The 16,885-nt window shown below is 69.1% G+C and carries 13 protein-coding genes and 3 pseudogenes; 4 read left to right on the top strand and 12 right to left on the bottom strand.

Annotated features, from left to right (window positions below; all coding sequences use genetic code 11):
- From ASJ79_RS02085 to ASJ79_RS02040, 10 genes and pseudogenes are all read right to left on the bottom strand, one after another.
- A pseudogene (locus ASJ79_RS02085) lies at positions 1 to 139 on the bottom strand (transposase); the annotation flags it as partial.
- A 20-nt stretch (positions 140 to 159) separates the two neighbouring features.
- Positions 160 to 522: pseudogene (whiA, locus tag ASJ79_RS02080) on the bottom strand (DNA-binding protein WhiA); the annotation flags it as partial.
- A complete protein-coding gene (gene yvcK, locus ASJ79_RS02075; protein ID WP_067952745.1) occupies positions 519 to 1,553 on the bottom strand; it encodes a uridine diphosphate-N-acetylglucosamine-binding protein YvcK in 1,035 nt (344 codons plus the stop codon). The pseudogene whiA and the gene yvcK, both read right to left, overlap by 4 nt.
- The gene (gene rapZ, locus ASJ79_RS02070) at positions 1,550 to 2,509 is read right to left on the bottom strand and encodes an RNase adapter RapZ (RefSeq protein ID WP_067952743.1); all 960 of its coding nucleotides are present in this window, start codon (positions 2,507 to 2,509) and stop codon (positions 1,550 to 1,552) included. The genes yvcK and rapZ overlap by 4 nt, the downstream gene beginning before the upstream one ends.
- The gene (uvrC, locus tag ASJ79_RS02065) at positions 2,506 to 4,518 is read right to left on the bottom strand and encodes an excinuclease ABC subunit UvrC (RefSeq protein ID WP_067952741.1); all 2,013 of its coding nucleotides are present in this window, start codon (positions 4,516 to 4,518) and stop codon (positions 2,506 to 2,508) included. Before uvrC ends, rapZ begins: the two co-directional genes overlap by 4 nt.
- Before the next feature lie 53 nt (positions 4,519 to 4,571).
- Entirely contained in the window at positions 4,572 to 5,039 is a 468-nt protein-coding gene (locus tag ASJ79_RS02060) for a PH domain-containing protein (protein ID WP_067952739.1), read from the bottom strand.
- Positions 5,036 to 5,518, bottom strand: coding sequence for a 6,7-dimethyl-8-ribityllumazine synthase (ribH, locus tag ASJ79_RS02055; RefSeq protein ID WP_067952737.1), 483 nt, complete (start codon positions 5,516 to 5,518; stop codon positions 5,036 to 5,038). The genes ASJ79_RS02060 and ribH overlap by 4 nt, the downstream gene beginning before the upstream one ends.
- On the bottom strand, positions 5,515 to 6,786 hold the full coding sequence (locus ASJ79_RS02050; protein ID WP_067952747.1) for a bifunctional 3,4-dihydroxy-2-butanone-4-phosphate synthase/GTP cyclohydrolase II: 1,272 nt from the start codon (positions 6,784 to 6,786) through the stop codon (positions 5,515 to 5,517). The genes ribH and ASJ79_RS02050 overlap by 4 nt, the downstream gene beginning before the upstream one ends.
- A gap of 100 nt (positions 6,787 to 6,886) precedes the next feature.
- A complete protein-coding gene (locus tag ASJ79_RS02045; RefSeq protein WP_067952735.1) occupies positions 6,887 to 9,871 on the bottom strand; it encodes an Ig-like domain-containing protein in 2,985 nt (994 codons plus the stop codon).
- Between the two features lie 240 nt (positions 9,872 to 10,111).
- On the bottom strand, positions 10,112 to 10,723 hold the full coding sequence (locus ASJ79_RS02040) for a riboflavin synthase (protein WP_067952733.1): 612 nt from the start codon (positions 10,721 to 10,723) through the stop codon (positions 10,112 to 10,114).
- A 43-nt stretch (positions 10,724 to 10,766) separates the two neighbouring features.
- Here ASJ79_RS02040 and ASJ79_RS02035 point away from each other — a divergent pair, with 43 nt between their 5' ends.
- The 4 genes from ASJ79_RS02035 (at position 10,767) to ASJ79_RS02020 (ending at position 15,819) form a co-directional block, all read left to right on the top strand.
- On the top strand, positions 10,767 to 11,747 hold the full coding sequence (locus ASJ79_RS02035; protein WP_067952731.1) for a TIGR03885 family FMN-dependent LLM class oxidoreductase: 981 nt from the start codon (positions 10,767 to 10,769) through the stop codon (positions 11,745 to 11,747).
- On the top strand, positions 11,744 to 13,423 hold the full coding sequence (locus ASJ79_RS02030; protein ID WP_067952729.1) for an alpha-amylase family protein: 1,680 nt from the start codon (positions 11,744 to 11,746) through the stop codon (positions 13,421 to 13,423). Before ASJ79_RS02035 ends, ASJ79_RS02030 begins: the two co-directional genes overlap by 4 nt.
- 105 nt (positions 13,424 to 13,528) lie before the next feature.
- A complete protein-coding gene (locus ASJ79_RS02025; RefSeq protein ID WP_067952727.1) occupies positions 13,529 to 14,233 on the top strand; it encodes an LppX_LprAFG lipoprotein in 705 nt (234 codons plus the stop codon).
- Positions 14,233 to 15,819 (top strand): MFS transporter, encoded by a 1,587-nt coding sequence (locus tag ASJ79_RS02020; RefSeq protein WP_067952725.1) that lies wholly within the window; start codon positions 14,233 to 14,235, stop codon positions 15,817 to 15,819. Before ASJ79_RS02025 ends, ASJ79_RS02020 begins: the two co-directional genes overlap by 1 nt.
- Here ASJ79_RS02020 and ASJ79_RS32990 read toward each other — a convergent pair.
- Positions 15,786 to 15,932 (bottom strand): hypothetical protein, encoded by a 147-nt coding sequence (locus ASJ79_RS32990; protein WP_197420041.1) that lies wholly within the window; start codon positions 15,930 to 15,932, stop codon positions 15,786 to 15,788. The genes ASJ79_RS02020 and ASJ79_RS32990 overlap by 34 nt on opposite strands.
- Before the next feature lie 180 nt (positions 15,933 to 16,112).
- Positions 16,113 to 16,763 (bottom strand): annotated as a pseudogene (locus tag ASJ79_RS02015) (RibD family protein); the annotation flags it as partial.
- Positions 16,764 to 16,885: the final 122 nt, after the last annotated feature.

The following is a 16,885-nucleotide window of genomic DNA, read 5'->3' as shown; positions in this document are numbered from 1 at the left end:
CGGTCATCTCCTCGACGACCTTGTCGGTGATTCGGGAGATGGTGTCCTTGGAGACCGTGGCCCCGTAGACGTCGTCGAAATGCGCGGCGACCTCGCCGGTCGTGAGCCCTTTGGCGGTCAGCGACAATACGATCTCATCGATGCCGGCCAGCCGACGCTGACGCTGCCGCCCACGACCTGGGCGGGCAACCCGCGGACGGGCCGGCCCCGCAGGTCGAGCAGGCCGGTCTGCCTCGCCAGCGCTTCCCCGTCCTTGGCCACCCGCACCACGTAGCGGGTGCTCTTGCGGATGCCGCTGGCCGACAGCACGTGCACCACCGCGTTGTAGCCGTAGAGGTCGTAGATGTCCTTGCGCAGCCGGCGCGCGATGATCCCGAGGTCGACCTCGGCCTCCACGACGACCCGGCCGGACACGATGTGCAGCCCGCCGGCGAACCGCAGCAGCGAGGCCACCTCTGCGCGGCGGGCACTGACGGAGTTGACCACCAACCGGCTCAGTTCATCCTTGACCTCGGCTGTCATCGCCACGGGTCGTCACCTCTCGGTCGGGTCGCTGGCGGCGTGGGAATGGTCGGCTGCTGGAACCCCTGGGTCGTGCCATTGGGCGTCATGCCGCGCTTGCGAACCCCCTCCAACGCCGCGGCCAGCCTCGCCGGGTCATGTAAAGGTGTACCAGGTCTGGATACGTCAGCAAACTCAACGTTCGCGTCGAGGATGGTGGCGGTGCGGCGCAGTTGCTCGCGTTCGCGGTCACTGGGCACCCGGGCCGAATCGACGATGATGTCGTGCACGGTGAATCCGGGTGCGTGCTGGGCCAGCACGTGGATGTGGCGTTCGACCGAGAAGCCCGCCGTCTCCCCCGGTTCGGCCACCAGGTTCAGTACCAGCGCCCGCCGGGCCGTGGTGGCCTGCAGCGCCGCGGCCAGCTGCGGCACCAGCACGTGCGGGATGACGCTGGTGAACCACGACCCCGGTCCGAGCACCACCAGATCGGCGTTCATGATCGCGTCGATGGCCTGGTGGGTGGCGGGCGGGTCGTTCGGCAGCAGACGGACCCGGCGCACCTTGCCCACGGTGGTGGCGATCGCGACCTGGCCGCGGATCGAGCGGCTGACCCGCGGATCGGACTCCAGCCCGACCACGTCGGCCTCGATGCCCAGACCGACCGGGCACATCGGCAGCACCCGTCCCTTGACGCCGAGGATGCGGCCCAGTTCGTCGAGCGCCGCGACCGGGTCGGCGAGCACCTCGTTGAGGCCGGCCAGCATCAGGTTCCCGATCGGATGCCCGGCCAGCGCACCGCTGCCACCGAACCGGTGCTGGATGATCGTGGCCCACAGCCGACCGTGCGGGCTGTCGGAAGCCAACGCCGCCAATGCCATTCGAAGGTCGCCGGGCGGGACGACGTCCAGCTCGCTGCGCAGCCGTCCCGACGAGCCGCCGTCGTCGGCGACGGTGACGACCGCGGTCACGTGCGGGGTGAGTCTGCGCGCCGCCGACAGTGTGGCGTAGAGGCCGTGTCCACCACCGAGCGCGACGATGCGTGGACTCATTCGCGCCCCAGGTCGCGGTGCAGCACCCGCACCGTCAGGTCGGCGTCGGCGAGCCGGTCGGCGAGCGCCTCGGCCATCGCGACACTGCGGTGCTTACCTCCGGTGCACCCGATGGCGACGGTCATGTAGCGCTTCCCCTCCCGGCGGTACCCGTCGATCACGACGTCCAACAGCTGATGGTAGGAGTCGAGGAACTCCACGGCGCCGGGCTGGCCCAGCACATAGTCGCGGACCTCGTGGTGCTGGCCGGTGTGCGGCCGCAGCCGGTCCACCCAGTGCGGGTTGGGCAGGAACCGGACGTCCATCACGGTGTCGGCGTCCATCGGCAGCCCGTACTTGTAGCCGAACGATTCGACGGTGACGTTGGTGTGTGCGACCGTCGCGCCGGCGAACGCACGCTCGATGCTGTCCCGCAGGCCGTGCACCGACAGCGAGGACGTGTCGATCACCAGGTCCGCCGAGGCCCGCACCGGGGCCAGCAGCGCGCGTTCGGCCGCGATGCCCTCGGCCAGGGTCTGGTTGCCCTGCAACGGGTGACTGCGCCGGTTCTGCTCGTAACGTCGCACCAGGATGTCGTCGGAGGCCTCCAGGAACAGCACCCGCGGCACGATGCTGCGGGTGCCCAGTTCGCTGCGCACCCAGTCCAGGTCGCCGGTGAAGCCACGTGAGCGCACATCCATCACCAACGCGAGCTGGGTGATCCGCGAGCCCGCGGCCAACCCCAGGTCGACCATCCGGGCGATCAGCTCCGGCGGCAGGTTGTCGGCCACATACCAGCCGAGATCCTCCAGCACCTTGGCCGCCGTCCCCCGCCCGGCGCCGGACAGGCCCGTGACGAGGACGACGTCGATTCCGTTGTCGACCCCCTCGTCGACGGGCGCTGTCTCCAGGCCCCCCTCATGTCCGGCGCGGCCGGCTCCCCCACGCAGTTGCCCGTGCATGCCCTGCTCTGTCATCCCGATACCCTGCTCTGATCATTGCCGATATCCGTGGTCACCGCGCCGGAATCGGCCCCGGCCGGCGGTGACACGTCGGCGCCGAGCGCTTCCAGGACGGCGCGTGCGGTCGCCGCCCCGATGCCGGGCACCGCGGTGATCTCGTCGATGCCGGCCTGCCTGAGCCGGGCCAGCGAGCCGAAATGCGTGACCAGAGCCTTGCGGCGGTGCTCGCCGAGCCCGCGCACCGAATCGAGCGCGGAGGCCGTCATCCGCTTGGACCGTTTGCTGCGGTGGTAGGAGATCGCGAACCGGTGCGCTTCGTCGCGGACCCGCTGGAGCAGGTACAGGCCGTCACTGTTGCGCGGCATGATCACGGGGTCCGGTTCGGAGGCCACCCACACCTCTTCGAGCCGCTTGGCCAGCCCGATCACCGCGACGTCGGTGACCCCGAGGTCGTCGAGGACCGCCTGCGCCGCGTTGACCTGGGGGGCTCCGCCGTCGACGACGAACAGGTTGGGCGGGTACGCGAACCTGCGCGATCTCCCCTCGGCCATCATGTCGCCGGGCTGCGGGGTCTCCTTCAGGTGACGGTAGAACCGCCGGCGCGTCACCTCGGCGATCGAGGCGACGTCGTCGGACCGCCCGTCGCCCGCGGCCTCCCTGATCGCGAAGTGCCGGTAGTCGGACTTGCGCGGCAGCCCGTCCTCGAAGACCACCAGCGAGGCCACCACATCGGTGCCCTGCACATGGCTGATGTCGACGCACTCGATGCGCAGCGGAGCCTCCGCCAGCCCGAGTGCGTCCTGAATACTCTGCAACGCAGCGCTTCTGGCGGTGAAGTCCCCCGCACGCTTGAGCTTGTGCTGGTTCAGCGCGCCCTCGGCGTTGCGCTTGACCGTCTCGGCGAGTGCCCGCTTGTCCCCGCGCTGAGGGACCCGCAGCGACACCCGTGACCCGCGCAGCTGCGACAACCAGGTCTCCAGCTCGTCAGCGGTCTCGGGCAGTACCGGGACCAGCACCTGCTTGGGCACAAGCGTGGTCGCCTCGTCGCCGCCGCCGTCGCCGGCGCCGCCGAGTTCGGCCTGGTCGCCGTAGAACTGGGTGAGAAACTGCTCGACGAGGTACTCGAGCGTGGATTCTCCTGGTTCGCCGGACTTCTCGATGATCCAGCCGCGCTGGCCCCGCACCCGGCCGCCGCGCACGTGGAACACCTGGACGGCGGCTTCGAGTTCGTCGTCGGCGAACGCGACGACGTCGGCGTCGGTGCCGTCGCCGAGCACCACGGTCTGCTTCTCCATGGCCCGGCGCATCGCGCCGATGTTGTCCCGCAACCGCGCGGCCCGCTCGAAATCCAGCTCTTCGGCGGCGGCGTTCATCTGCTGTTCCATCTCGCGGATCAGCCGGTCGGTCTTCCCGGCGAGGAAGTCGCAGAAGTCCAGCACGATGCGCCGGTGCTCGTCGGCGCTGACCCGGCCGACGCAGGGCGCCGAACACTTGTCGATGTAGCCGAGCAGGCAGGGACGGTCAATCTGGCTGTGCCGCTTGAACACTCCGTTGGAACAGGTCCGGGCCGGGAACACCCGGGTCAACAAGTCGAGCGTTTCGCGGATGGCCCAGGCGTGCGAGTACGGGCCGAAGTAGCGCACACCCTTGCGGCGCGGACCGCGGTAGACCTTCAGCCGCGGGTACTCCTCGTTGAGTGTGACGGCGAGCACCGGATAGGACTTGTCGTCGCGGTAGCGGATGTTGAACCGCGGGTCGAACTCCTTGATCCAGTTGTACTCGAGCTGCAGTGCCTCGACCTCGGTGCCGACGACCGTCCACTCGACGCTGGCCGCGGTCATCACCATCTGCCTGGTGCGCGGGGCCAGCCCCGACAGATCGGCGAAATACGAGTTCAGCCGGCTGCGCAGGCTCTTGGCCTTGCCGACGTAGATCACCCGGCCGTGCGGGTCGCGGAATCGGTAGACCCCCGGTTCGACGGGTATCGACCCGGGAGCGGGTCGGTACGTCGCTGGATCGGGCACGGTCCCAGGTTACTGCCGGCCGCCGACCGGCTTGAGCCGGAGTCGACGGCGGCCTAGCGGGAATTGATCCCGGGTTGCCGACTCTGATACCGCCGCAGCAGCGCGCGCACCCGGTCCATCGCGTCGACGGCGCGCCGCTTGTCGACCGCCTGGATGGCCATCACCGGCACGTACTCGTCGTCGGGCAGATCCAGCCGGGCCCAGCGCGCGCCTTCGTGGAACGACACGCCGACCACCTGGTCCCATGGAAACAGCCGGTACCCGAACAGGTTTCGCACAGCCACGCCGGACGGGCCGATCCGCAGCCGGGGCCGCGCGAACAGCGAGACGAAGCCCGCGATGACGACCCCGACCATCGCGATCGCGACCTGGTCGTAGGTGCGGAAGACCACACCGGTGGAGCCGACCTTGAGCAGCGCGCCGACCACGACGTGCGCGGCGACGATCAGCGCCGCGGCGCCGTACGCGAAGTACGGCGTCAGGTGCGGTTTGACCTCGAGGTCCCAGTCGTCGCGGCTCATGAACCCGATCGCAACCCACGCAGCGTCAGCGCGGTGGACACCGCGGCGGCCGCCGCCTGGGCGCCCTTGTCCTCGGCGGAGTCCGGCAACCCGGCGCGGTCCAGAGCCTGCGCCTCGTTGTCGGTGGTGAGCACCCCGTTGGCGACCGGTGTGGAGGCGTCCAGCGACACCCGGGTCAGGCCCTGGGTCACCGCGTCACAGACGTAGTCGAAATGCGGTGTCTGGCCGCGGATCACCACACCGAGCGCGACGACCGCGTCGTGGTCGCGGGCCAGCGCCTGCGCCACCACCGGGATCTCGATCGCACCCAGCACCCGGACCACGGTCGGGTCCTCGATGCCGGCGTCGGCGGCGACCTTGCGCGCCCCGTCGAGCAGCGCATCGCAGATGGTCTCGTGCCAGGTGCTCGCGACGATCCCCAGCTTCAGGTCCCTGCCATCGAGCGCCGGCAGATCAGGGACACCGGCGGCTGGGCTCATACCGCGCCGCCGAACTCGCCGGGGACGGCCTCGTCGAAGTCCTCAAGGCCGACGAGGTCGTGGCCCATGCGGTCCCGCTTGGTCATCAGGTAGCGGATATTCTCCGCGTTGGCGCGCACCGGGAGCGGGACGCGCTCGATGATGTGCAGCCCGTAACCGTCCAGCCCGACACGCTTGGCCGGGTTGTTGGTCAGCAGCCGCATCGAGCGCACCCCGAGGTCGACCAGGATCTGGGCGCCGATGCCGTAGTCCCGGGCATCGGCGGGCAGCCCGAGTTTGAGGTTCGCGTCGACGGTGTCGTCGCCGGCGTCCTGCAGCTGGTAGGCCTGCAGCTTGTGCATCAGGCCGATACCGCGGCCCTCATGCCCACGCATGTACAGCACCACCCCGCGACCCTCCCGGGCCACCATCGCCAGCGCGGCATCCAGCTGCGGGCCGCAGTCGCAGCGCCGGGAACCGAACACGTCACCGGTGAGGCACTCCGAGTGCACCCGCACCAGCACGTCGTGCCCGTCGCTGTGCGGGCCGGCGATATCGCCCTTGACCAGGGCCACGTGCTCGACGTCTTCGTAGATGCTGGTGTAGCCGACCGCGCGGAACTCGCCGTGGCGGGTCGGGATGCGGGCCTCGGCGACCCGTTCGATGTGCTTCTCGTGTTTGCGGCGCCACTCGATCAGGTCGGCGATCGAGATCAGCGCCAGGTCGTGCTCGTCGGCGAAGATCCGCAGCTCGTCGGTCTGCGCCATCGCGCCTTCGTCCTTCTGGCTGACGATCTCGCAGATCGCCCCCGCCGGCTGCAGTCCGGCCAGCCGGGCCAGGTCGACGGCGGCCTCGGTGTGCCCGGGCCTGCGCAGCACGCCACCGTCCTTGGCGCGCAACGGCACCACGTGACCGGGCTTGGTGAAGTCGTCGGCGACGGCGTCCGGGTCGGCCAGCAGACGCATCGTCGTCGCCCGGTCCATCGCCGAGATACCGGTTCCCACACCCTTTTTCGCGTCGACGGTGACGGTGTAGGCGGTGCCGTGCTTGTCCTGGTTGACCGCGTACATCGGCAGCAGTCCGAGCCGGTCGCAGATCTCACCGTCGAGCGGCACACACAGGTAGCCGGACGTGTACCGGACCATGAACGCCACGAGTTCGGGAGTGGCCTTCTCGGCGGCGAAGATCAGGTCGCCCTCGTTCTCACGGTCCTCGTCGTCGATGACGACCACGGCCTTGCCTGCGGCGATGTCGGCCACCGCGCGCTCGACCGAATCCAGCCTCGTCATCCTCACCACCCTTGCCGGTTCCGCCGCCGGAACCACGTGTCGACACCTTTCAGTATGAACCACGGGGTCCCGCCGGTTATTGCCCGCCGTTGCGGCGCAGTCAGGCCGGGTAGGAGAGGGTGAAGCTGAACGTCGCGCCCTTCGAGTCGGTGACTGTGATGACGATCGTGTCGGCGGGCCCGTTGGAGGGCAGCCTCGGTGGGAACACCTGGCCGTCGCTGCCGCCGTTCGACTTGTAGGTCACGGTGCGGCTGCTGAGCGTCCCGCCCCTGATCGGGTCGGTCACGTCGACGGGCGTCGAGAAGCTCACGGTGCCGTTCGACGCGGTGCCGGTCCACTGCACGTCGTCACCGTCTTCGTCCCACACCGTCACACCGGTCCACACCTCGGTCTTGCCGGGGGTGGGTGTGATGTTCAGTCCCCCGGTCTCCAGCGAGGGTGCGCGGTTCGGCGGCACCGGGGTGACTGTGACGTTGGCCACCGTCATCGTCGTGCCGTGGGCGTTGGTTCCGACGACGGCGAAGCTGACCTCACCGTCACCGATGTAGGAGTAGCTGCCGTCGGCGTTGACGGTGACCCCGGCCGGCGCGCCCGCGCCCTTGCCGTAGGTCAGCAGACCCGACAGCGACGACGGGATCGCCAGCTGGCCGGTCACAGCGCCGACCACTGCGGTGTTGGTGTAGTCGATGTCGAGTTCGGTCGTGCCGATCGTCACCAGGGTGCTGTCGAACCCGCCTCTGCCGTCGCTGACGTACACGGTGAACGAGTCGGCGACGGTTCCGAACAGCGGGTCGCCGTCGGTGGTCGGGATGTAGACCCAGTTCCCGGCCGAATCGATCTGGAATATCGACCCGTTGGGCCGCAACACCGATTGACCGCCGTCGACGTCGCCGATGTGGAACGTCAACCCGTCGCCGTCCGGGTCGACGGCGTCGATCCTGCCCTTCAAGACCCCGGTGCCGACACCTCCGCCGAGCAGATCGGCCTCCGGGGGCCGGTTCGCCGGGATCGCCGTCACCGACACCTCGGCCACCACGATCGACTTCCCGTGCGCGGTCGCCACGATGGTGAACGTGTCGACCTCACCCGGGCCCGCCGTCGTGGCGACGTAGGTGTACGTCCCGTCCGGTTCGACCGTGACGGTGCCCTTGCCCGGTGTGGTGGCGCCCAGTCCGTACGTCAGCTTGCCCGCGAGTGCACCGGGCAGGTTCAGGCCGCCGGTGACCGTGCCGTTCGAGACCGTCTTGGTGACGTCGATCTTCAGGTCGTGGGTGAGCACACCGATCAGGACCGAGGCCTGTCCCCCGCGGCCGTCCGTCACGTAGATCCTGAAGTCGTCGGCGATCGCACCGAGGATGCCGCCGCCGTCGAGAGGCGGGATATAGGTCCACGCGCCGTCCGGCCCGACGAGCACCAACGCCCCGTTGCCGAGCACCGCGGCCTGCCCGCCGCCGTATCCGTCCACGCTGTAGAACAGCTGGTCTCCGTCCGGGTCGGCGCCGAGTACGGCCCCTGTGACGACACCGCTGACGACGTCCGGGATGCCGGTTCCGATCGGCACCACCGTCGGATCCTGGTTGGCGCCGAACGGCTCGACGTCGACCTCGAAGGTGAGCTGGTTGCCGAAGGCATCGGTCGCGACCACCGTGAACGAATCCTCGGCCGGGTCGCCGTTGCGGGTGTAGACATACGCGCCGCTGTGCGGGTCGATCTCCACCCCGCCGTGCATCGGCCCGTCACCGAGAGCGTAGGTGAACAGCGCGACATCGTTTGCGGGAGCGTCGATCTCGCCCGCCACCGTGTTCGTCTCCTCGTCGAAAACCCCGGTGAAGCCGAAGCCGAGCTCGATCGTGACGATCCCGACCTGCACCGGGGTGGTCGCCCCGTCGGCGTCGCTGACCCTGATCTCGAACGAGTCGAAGATCTCGTTGAGCAGCCCGCCGCCGGTCGGTGACGGAATGTAGACGTACTTGTTGCCGTCGAGGTGGACGATGCCGCCCTTGCCGGTGACGATGGTTTGCAGGCCGTTGACCAGCTTGTAGGTCAGCGGACCGCCCTCGGGGTCGTCGCCGATGACCTCGCCGCGGACGACGCCCGCCCGGTCCGGGATGCCCGCCGACACCGGCAGCACCAACGGCGGAAGGTTCAGGACCAACCCGTCGTCACTGACTTCGACGGTCATCGTGAACGAGTGCATCCCGAGCGGGTGGTTGCGCCAGCCGCCGAAGTCGTCGACCTTGACGGTGAACGAATCGCTGATGGCGCCGACGGTGAACGGGTTGTTCGCCGTGTAGATGTACTGGTTGCCGATGATCTGGACCGAACCGTTCGCCGGCCCGCTCTCGATCGTGAAGTTGACCGGGTCGCCGTCTTCGTCCTGGCCGTGCAGCGTGCCCGTCACCACGCCCAGCACCCGGGTGGGGGCACCGGCCGACGCGGTCGGGGCGTGACGGTTGGTGCCCAGGTCCTCGAACCGGGCCCAGGCCGCCATCGTGACCAACAGCAGCGGGATCGTCAGCAGCGGCACCGTCGGGATCGATGCCACGGTCACCGCCGTGGCGGCGATGAAGACCACCGCGGCCACCTCGGTCTTGGTGACCCCGTCGATGTCGGGGTATTCCGGTAGCCAGTCCCACGGGGACTTCTCGTCCGCCTCGGCCGTCCCGCCCACCGTCGCCGTCGACGCCGCCGGCACGAATTCGGCGTCGTCCGCCTCGACGACCTCGGATTCGGCGACCGGCTGGAGCGTCGGCACCTCGTCCTGGACCGGCTCAGGGCCCGTATCGGCGTCGCGGCCCGCCGGGCTCACCGCCGCGAGGTCGGGCTCCGGTTCGGGTTCCGGCTCGGGCTCGGGTTCCGGCTCGGGCTCGGGTTCCGGCTCGGGGTCCGGCTCGGGTTCCGGCTCGGGGTCGTCGGCCTCCTCGTCCTGGACCTCCTCGTCGACCTCCTCGTCGGCCGCGGTCGGGTCCTCGGTTTCCGCGGTTGGCTTCTCCGGCCCGGGCTCGGGCGCCGTCTCCGACGCGGTCGACGCGTCCTCGCCGGTCTCCGCGGCGGCGGTCGCGACGCCCGGCGAGGCGGCGAGCAATCCGAGGAATGCCAGAACGGCTAAGCGGTTAGCCCTTCGGCTCTGCTTCGCTGAAATTCGCCGATGACGCGCCATACCCCACTCCTTGGCCAGTTTCTCCCTTGAAATGGCACATTACGACACCGTCAATTCTTTGGGAAGTGCACTTCGCAAGTTGCTATGTTCGGCGTGTCGCACATACGGCAAACGTCAAGATCACCGCTCTCGAGGGATCTCCGGTCCGTCCGGGAGTCGTCGGCCTCAGTCGGCAGCGGGGGCGTCTCTGCGGTCCAGCAACCGCTCGACGTACTTGGCGATGACGTCGACTTCGAGGTTGACGTGCGCGCCGACCTCGGTGTGCCCCAGCGTGGTGAGCCCGAGCGTGGTCGGGATCAGCGACACCTCGAACCAGTCGTGCCCGAGACCCGACACAGTCAGCGACACCCCGTCGACGGTGATGGAGCCCTTCTGGACGACATAGCGCGCCAGCGCGGGCGGCAGCGCGATCCGCACCACCGTCCAGTGCTCGGACGGCGTGCGGGAGATGATGTGGCCGGTTCCGTCGACGTGACCCTGCACGATGTGACCGCCGAGCCTGCTGCTCACCGCGGCGGCGCGTTCCAGGTTCACCTTCGCGCCGACGTCCACGCCGCGCAGGCTGGACCGCTCCAATGTCTCGTGGATGACATCGGCGGTGAACGAACCGTCGGCGAGCACGTCGACGACGGTCAGGCACACGCCGTTCACCGCGATCGAATCACCATGTCCCGCATCCGAGGTCACGACCGGACCGCGGATGACCAGCCGGGCGGAGTCGCCGAGGTCCTCCTTGCCGACGATCTCGCCCAGTTCTTCGACGATTCCGGTGAACATTCCGACCAGCCTAGACCGGCCCCGTACCGGGTATCCCGGCACGATGACCGTGATCGGATTCCACTGCTCCCACGAACAGATCGCGCCCGGGCAGCTGCTGCGCGACGTGCAGCACGCCGAACAGGCAGGCTTCACCGCAGGCATGTCCTCGGACCATTTCAGCCCCTGGAGTGAGCGGCAGAACGAGTCCGGGTTCGCCTGGTCCTTTCTCGGCGCGGCGCTGGCCACCACGACCCTGCCCTTCGGTGTCGTCAACGCTCCGGGGCAGCGCTACCACCCCGCGATCATCGCGCAGGCGATCGCGACGCTGGCCCAGATGTTCCCCGGCCGGTTCTGGGCCGCTCTGGGCTCCGGTGAGGCGTCCAACGAACGCATCACCGGCCAAGCCTGGCCGCGCAAAGAGATCCGGGACCGGCGCCTGCTCGAATGCGTCGACGTGATCAGGCGCCTGCTACGGGGCGAGGAGGTCAGCGTCGACGGCCTGATCCAGGTGAACCGCGCCCGGCTGTGGACACTGCCCGACCGGGTGCCCGAGCTGGTGGGTCCCGCGGTGACACCGGCCACCGCGGCCCGGCACGCCGAGTGGGCCGACGCGCTGATCACGGTCAACCAGCCCGCCGCGACGCTGAAGAAGGTACTGGACGCCTACCGCGACGCCGGCGGCCGGGGACCGGCGCGCCTGCAGATCCACCTCAGCTGGGCGCCCACCGAGGACGAAGCCATGGCCATCGCCCATGACCAGTGGCGCAACAACGTGTTCGCCCCGCCGGTCTCGTGGGACATCGAGACCGTCGAGGCGTTCGACGTGATCGGCGAAACCGTCACCGCCGAGCAGGTCGCGAAGTCGGTGCGGGTCTCCGGTGACCTCGGCAGGCACGCCGCCTGGCTCCACGAGTACATCGAGCAGGGCTGGGACGAGTTGTACCTGCACTTCGTCGGGCAGCACCAGCGGCCGTTCATCGACGCGTTCGGCGAGCACGTGCTGCCTGCGCTGTCGCCCACCGCGCCGGCGGTGCCGGCGTGAGAAAGATCGAGACCGGCGACCTGTGGTGGAAGAACGCCGTCTTCTACTGCGCCGACATCGAGACGTTCTACGACTGGAACGGCGACGGCTGCGGCGACATCCGCGGCATGACCGAACGCGTCGAGTACCTGGCCGATCTCGGCATCACCTGCCTGTGGCTGATGCCGTTCTACCCGACGGCACGCAAGGACGACGGGTACGACATCACCGACTTCTTCGGCGTCGACCCGCGGCTGGGCAATCTCGGCGATTTCGTCGAACTGGTCCGCACCGCCCGCGCCAACGGCATCCGCGTGATCGTCGACTTCGTGATGAACCACACCTCGGATGCCCACCCGTGGTTCAGGTCGGCGCGCCGCAGCACCGACGACGCGTACCGCGACTACTACGTGTGGAGCGACTCCGAACCGCCGGGCACCGCGCAACAGGTGGTGTTCCCCGACCAGGAGGACAGCCTGTGGGAACGCGACCCGAAGACCGGCCAGTGGTACCTGCACCACTTCTACAAACACCAGCCTGACCTGAACATCGCGAATCCGACTGTGCAGGAGGAGATCTCGCGCACACTCGGGTTCTGGCTGCAACTCGGCGTCTCCGGGTTCCGCATCGACGCGGTGCCGTTCCTGTTCGCCCGTGACGGAGCACCGGGCGATCCCGGGGTGTTCGACCCCTACGAGTACCTCGGCGACGTCCGCAATTTCATCACCCGCCGGCTGGGCGATGCGGTCCTGCTGGGCGAGGTCAATGTGGAATACGAGGACCAGAAGACGTTCTTCGGCGGCCCGGACGGCGACGGGCTGAACATGCAGTTCGATTTCATCGGGATGCAGCATCTCTATCTGTCGCTGGCCCGCGGCGACGCCGGCCCGATCGCCCAGGCGCTGCGCGACCGGCCCGCGCTCGACCTCACCAGCCAGTGGGCCAACTTCGTGCGCAATCACGACGAGCTCACCCTCGACAAGCTCGGCGACGACGAACGTCAGGAGGTGTTCGACGCGTTCGGCCCGGAACCGGAGATGCAGTTGTACGGCAGGGGGCTGCGGCGCCGGCTGCCCCCCATGCTGGGCGGCGACGAGCGACGGATGCGGATGGTGTACTCGCTGGCGTTCTCCCTGCCGGGCACCCCGGTCCTGTTCTACGGCGAAGAGATCGGCATGGCCGAAAACCTCGATATCCCCGGACGATTGGCGGTGCGCACGCCGATGCAGTGGACGTCCGGGCCCAACGGTGGGTTCTCCACGGCGGGCAGACGGCGGCTGACCAGGCCGCTGCCCGACGGGCTGTACGGGCCGGAACGGGTGAACGCCGCCGATCAGCGCCACGACCACCGGTCCTTCTGGTGGTTCGTCCGCGACCTGATCTACACCTACCGCCAGCAACCCGAGATCGGTTGGTCCACCGCAGAAGTCCTCGACCAACCGAACCCGGCTGTGCTCGCGCACGTCTACCGCGAACCGTCCGGGTGGACGATGGTCGCCCTGCACAATTTCGGCGCCGACGGCTGTCTCGTACCGCTGGAACTGCGCGACCTCCCCCCGGAATCACGGCTGGTCGATCTGCTCGACGACCGCAGCGAGTTTTCCCTGGATCCGCGCGGCCGTGCCGAAATGCAACTCGATCCGTACGGATACCGGTGGCTGCGCGTGCTGCAACCCGGTGATCCCCCGATCATCTGAGCGCCGGTCGATTTCCGCTGAACACCCAGTTCAGCGGCCGGTTTCGGCGGTCCGCCCCGGCACCGGGCCGCACGTTCCCGCCGGCGCACCCTCTACGATGCAGGCATGCAGACCCGCCTGTTGGCGATCTTCGCCGCCCTCTTCACTGCCGTCGCACTGGTCGCCGGATGTTCCGGATCGTCCTCCGAGGATTCCGGCACGGACCTGCCCGACGCCGCGACCCTGCTGCAGGAGTCGAGTGAGACGACCAGGGGCCAGACCAGCGCCCATCTGAAGCTCGGCGTCCAGGGCCAGATCCCCGATCTGCCCGTCGAGTCCCTCGAGGGTGATCTGACCCAGTCCCCGGCGGTCGCCGCGAAGGGCACCGCGAACATCATCTTTCTCGGGCAGCGGCTCAACGACGTCGCGTTCGTCGTCTCCGACGGCGATCTCTACGCCGCGATCACCGCGGGCGGTGCGCTGTCGAACTTCGGCCCCGCCTCCGACATCTACGACGTCGCCGCGATCCTGAATCCCGACGTGGGCCTGGCCAACGTGCTGGCCAACTTCTCCAACCCCACCTCCGACGGCCGCGAGACCGTCGAGGGCGTGCAGACGGTCCGGGTCACCGGCGAGGTCAGCGCCGACGCGGTGAACAAGATCGCACCGCAGATCGCCGCCACCGGCCCGGTGCCGGGCACCGCGTGGATCAGCGAAGAGGGAGACCACGAGCTGATGCAGGCCCGCCTGGAACCCAGCCCAGGGAACAGCGTCACGATGACCCTGTCGAACTGGGGCGAGCCGGTGACCGTCGACAAACCCGCGGTGTGATGCACCGCACCCCCACCACGGAGACCGCCGGCCCGTCGGCAGGTCCCGGCGCCACCAACCGGTGGATGGCGATCAGCGCCGGCAGTCTGGCCGTGCTGCTCGGCGCCCTCGACACCTACGTCGTCATCTCGATCATCCGCGACATCATGTTCGACGTCGGGATCGCCATCAACGAGATCCAGCGGGTGACGCCGATCATCACGAGCTACCTGCTGGGCTACATCGCGGCGATGCCGCTGCTGGGCCGTGCGTCGGACAAGTTCGGTCGCAAGATCCTGATCCAGGCCAGCCTGGCCACCTTCGCGGTCGGCTCGGTCATCACCGCGCTGTCCACCGACCTCGTGATGATGGTCGTCGGCCGCACCGTCCTGGGCGTCGCGAGCGGCGCCCTACTGCCCGTCACCCTGGCCCTGGCGGCGGACCTGTGGGCCAGCCGCAACCGAGCCGCGGTGCTCGGCGGGGTCGGCGCCGCCCAGGAACTCGGCAGCGTGCTCGGCCCGCTCTACGGCGTCGCCCTGGTCGCGCTGTTCAGCCACTGGCAGTCGGTGTTCTGGGTCAACGTGCCGTTGGCCGCGGTCGCGATGCTGTTGATCCACTTCAGCCTGCCCGGCCGGGCCCAGGACGCGCCGACGGAGAAGGTCGACGTGGTGGGCGGGCTGTTGCTCGCACTGGCGCTGGGGCTCGCCGTCGTCGGTCTCTACAACCAGACACCCGACGGCAAGCAGGTGCTGCCGAGCTATGGCCTGCCGGTCCTGGCCGCCGCGGCGGTCGCCGCGGTCGCCTTCTTCGTGTGGGAGAGGTTCGCCGCCACCCGGCTCATCGAACCCGCCGGGGTGCGGTTCCGGCCGTTCCTTGCCGGTCTGGGTGCCTCGCTGTGCGCGGGGGCGGCGCTGATGGTGACGCTGGTCAACATCGAGCTGTTCGCCCAGGGGGTGCTCGGCAAGGAGCAGAACGAAGCGGTACTCATGCTGCTCTGGTTCCTCGGCGCACTACCGATCGGGGCGCTGCTGGGCGGCTGGCTGGCCACCAGGATCGGTGACCGCATCGTCGCGTTCGCCGGCCTGCTCATCGCCGGCGGCGGCTATTGGCTGATCTCACACTGGACCATCGACGTGCTGACCGACCACCATGACCTGGGTGTGGTGCAGCTGCCCACCTTCGACACCGACCTCGCGGTCGCCGGGCTGGGTCTGGGCCTGGTGATCGGCCCGCTGACCTCGGCGACCCTGCGGGTGGTTCCGGCCGCCCAGCACGGTATCGCGTCGGCCGCGGTGGTGGTGGCCCGCATGATCGGCATGCTGATCGGTATCGCGGCGCTGTCCGCGTGGGGCCTGTACCGCTTCAACCAGCACCTGGCCAGCCTGCCCGCCAGCACCGGGGGCAACTCGCTGGCCGAGCGGCTGGCCGCCGAGGCCAACCGGGTGCGGGAGGCCTACGTGATGCAGTACGCCGAGATCTTCACCATCACCGCGGTGGTGTGTGTGGTGGGCGCCGTGCTCGGCCTGTTGATCGCGGCCAAGGACGAGCACGCCGAGGAGCCGGCGGACGAGGCTCAGCAGCGCTCGAGTCCGCGGCCCATCAGCTGAGGCTCCTCCGCCTGATCGGCGTCGCCCGAAGTCAGTCCCCGCCAGGCCTCGCGGAGCGCGCCGGTGAGGGTGTCGACCGGGCTGTGACTGAGCCAGTCCTGCAGTGCAGTCATGGTTCGTTTCCTTTGCTCGTGCTTTCATGCGCAACTCATCGGTGAAAGCGCGAATTCCCGGACCAGTCTAGCGAGAGCCGGCGGCCGCGGGCCGGTCCGGCGCCCGCGCGCGGGTGTGACACCGAGCACGGAAACGTCACATGAACGATTGAAAACGATTGGATAACAAGCGAAGCGACCCTAGGTACGGATGAGGCTCAGCAACACGTCGGGGCCCACCGCGGTCATCCCGTCGAATCGCCAACGCTGCGCCTGGGCGATGCTCGGCACGCCGACGTCGTCGACGGCGGTGACCGGACCGCCGAGCAGTATCGGCGCGACGTAGGCCAGGATGCGGTCGATCACCCCGGCCCGCAGGAACGCCCCGGCCAGGGTGGGGCCGCCCTCCACGAGCACATCCGTGCGGTCCGACAGCGCCTTGATGACTTCGTGCGGATCACGGGTGCGGATCACCATCGTGCGCGAGTCGTCGTTGAGAACCGTTGCGTCAGGCGAGATCTCACGTTCCCCCACCACGACCCGCAGGGGTTGGTGGTCGGCGAGACTGCCGTCGGGCAACCGCGCGGTCAACGCCGGGTCGTCGGCGAACACCGTGCCGGTGCCGACGACGATCGCATCGGCGGTGGCGCGGCGCCGGTGCACGTCCGCGCGTGCGGCCTCGCCGGTGATCCACTGACTGGTGCCGTCCGCGGCCGCGCTGCGCCCGTCCACACTCGCCGCGAATTTCCAAGTGACATGCGGCAAGCCGGTGCGCTGTTTGTGCAGCCACTCCCGTAGCGGCCCACCGGCGGCCGCCGCGCCCAGCACCCCTGCGCTCACCCGCACACCCGCGAGGACGCACCCCAGCGACCGTAAGCACCTTCGCAGGGTTACCGGCGGGTAAGGGACCGGCTCGCCGACACTCGAATTGGGGCGCTTAAACTGCCCGCAGTATCGTCTTTAGGAAGCTCTTA

Source organism: Mycobacterium sp. NAZ190054, assembly GCF_001545925.1.
Classification (GTDB): domain Bacteria; phylum Actinomycetota; class Actinomycetes; order Mycobacteriales; family Mycobacteriaceae; genus Mycobacterium.
Note: the sequence above shows the minus strand (reverse complement) of the source record. Positions and strands in the feature narration are given on the sequence as shown.

Coding starts and splice junctions, on each gene's coding strand:
- rapZ (WP_067952743.1), bottom strand. CDS start 2,509: ATGACAGAGCAGGGCATGCACGGGCAACTGCGTGGGGGAGCCGGCCGC.
- ASJ79_RS02035 (WP_067952731.1), top strand. CDS start 10,767: ATGACCGTGATCGGATTCCACTGCTCCCACGAACAGATCGCGCCCGGG.
- ASJ79_RS02050 (WP_067952747.1), bottom strand. CDS start 6,786: ATGACGAGGCTGGATTCGGTCGAGCGCGCGGTGGCCGACATCGCCGCA.
- yvcK (WP_067952745.1), bottom strand. CDS start 1,553: ATGAGTCCACGCATCGTCGCGCTCGGTGGTGGACACGGCCTCTACGCC.
- ASJ79_RS02060 (WP_067952739.1), bottom strand. CDS start 5,039: ATGAGCCGCGACGACTGGGACCTCGAGGTCAAACCGCACCTGACGCCG.
- ASJ79_RS02025 (WP_067952727.1), top strand. CDS start 13,529: ATGCAGACCCGCCTGTTGGCGATCTTCGCCGCCCTCTTCACTGCCGTC.
- ASJ79_RS02040 (WP_067952733.1), bottom strand. CDS start 10,723: ATGTTCACCGGAATCGTCGAAGAACTGGGCGAGATCGTCGGCAAGGAG.
- ASJ79_RS32990 (WP_197420041.1), bottom strand. CDS start 15,932: ATGACTGCACTGCAGGACTGGCTCAGTCACAGCCCGGTCGACACCCTC.
- ribH (WP_067952737.1), bottom strand. CDS start 5,518: ATGAGCCCAGCCGCCGGTGTCCCTGATCTGCCGGCGCTCGATGGCAGG.
- ASJ79_RS02020 (WP_067952725.1), top strand. CDS start 14,233: ATGCACCGCACCCCCACCACGGAGACCGCCGGCCCGTCGGCAGGTCCC.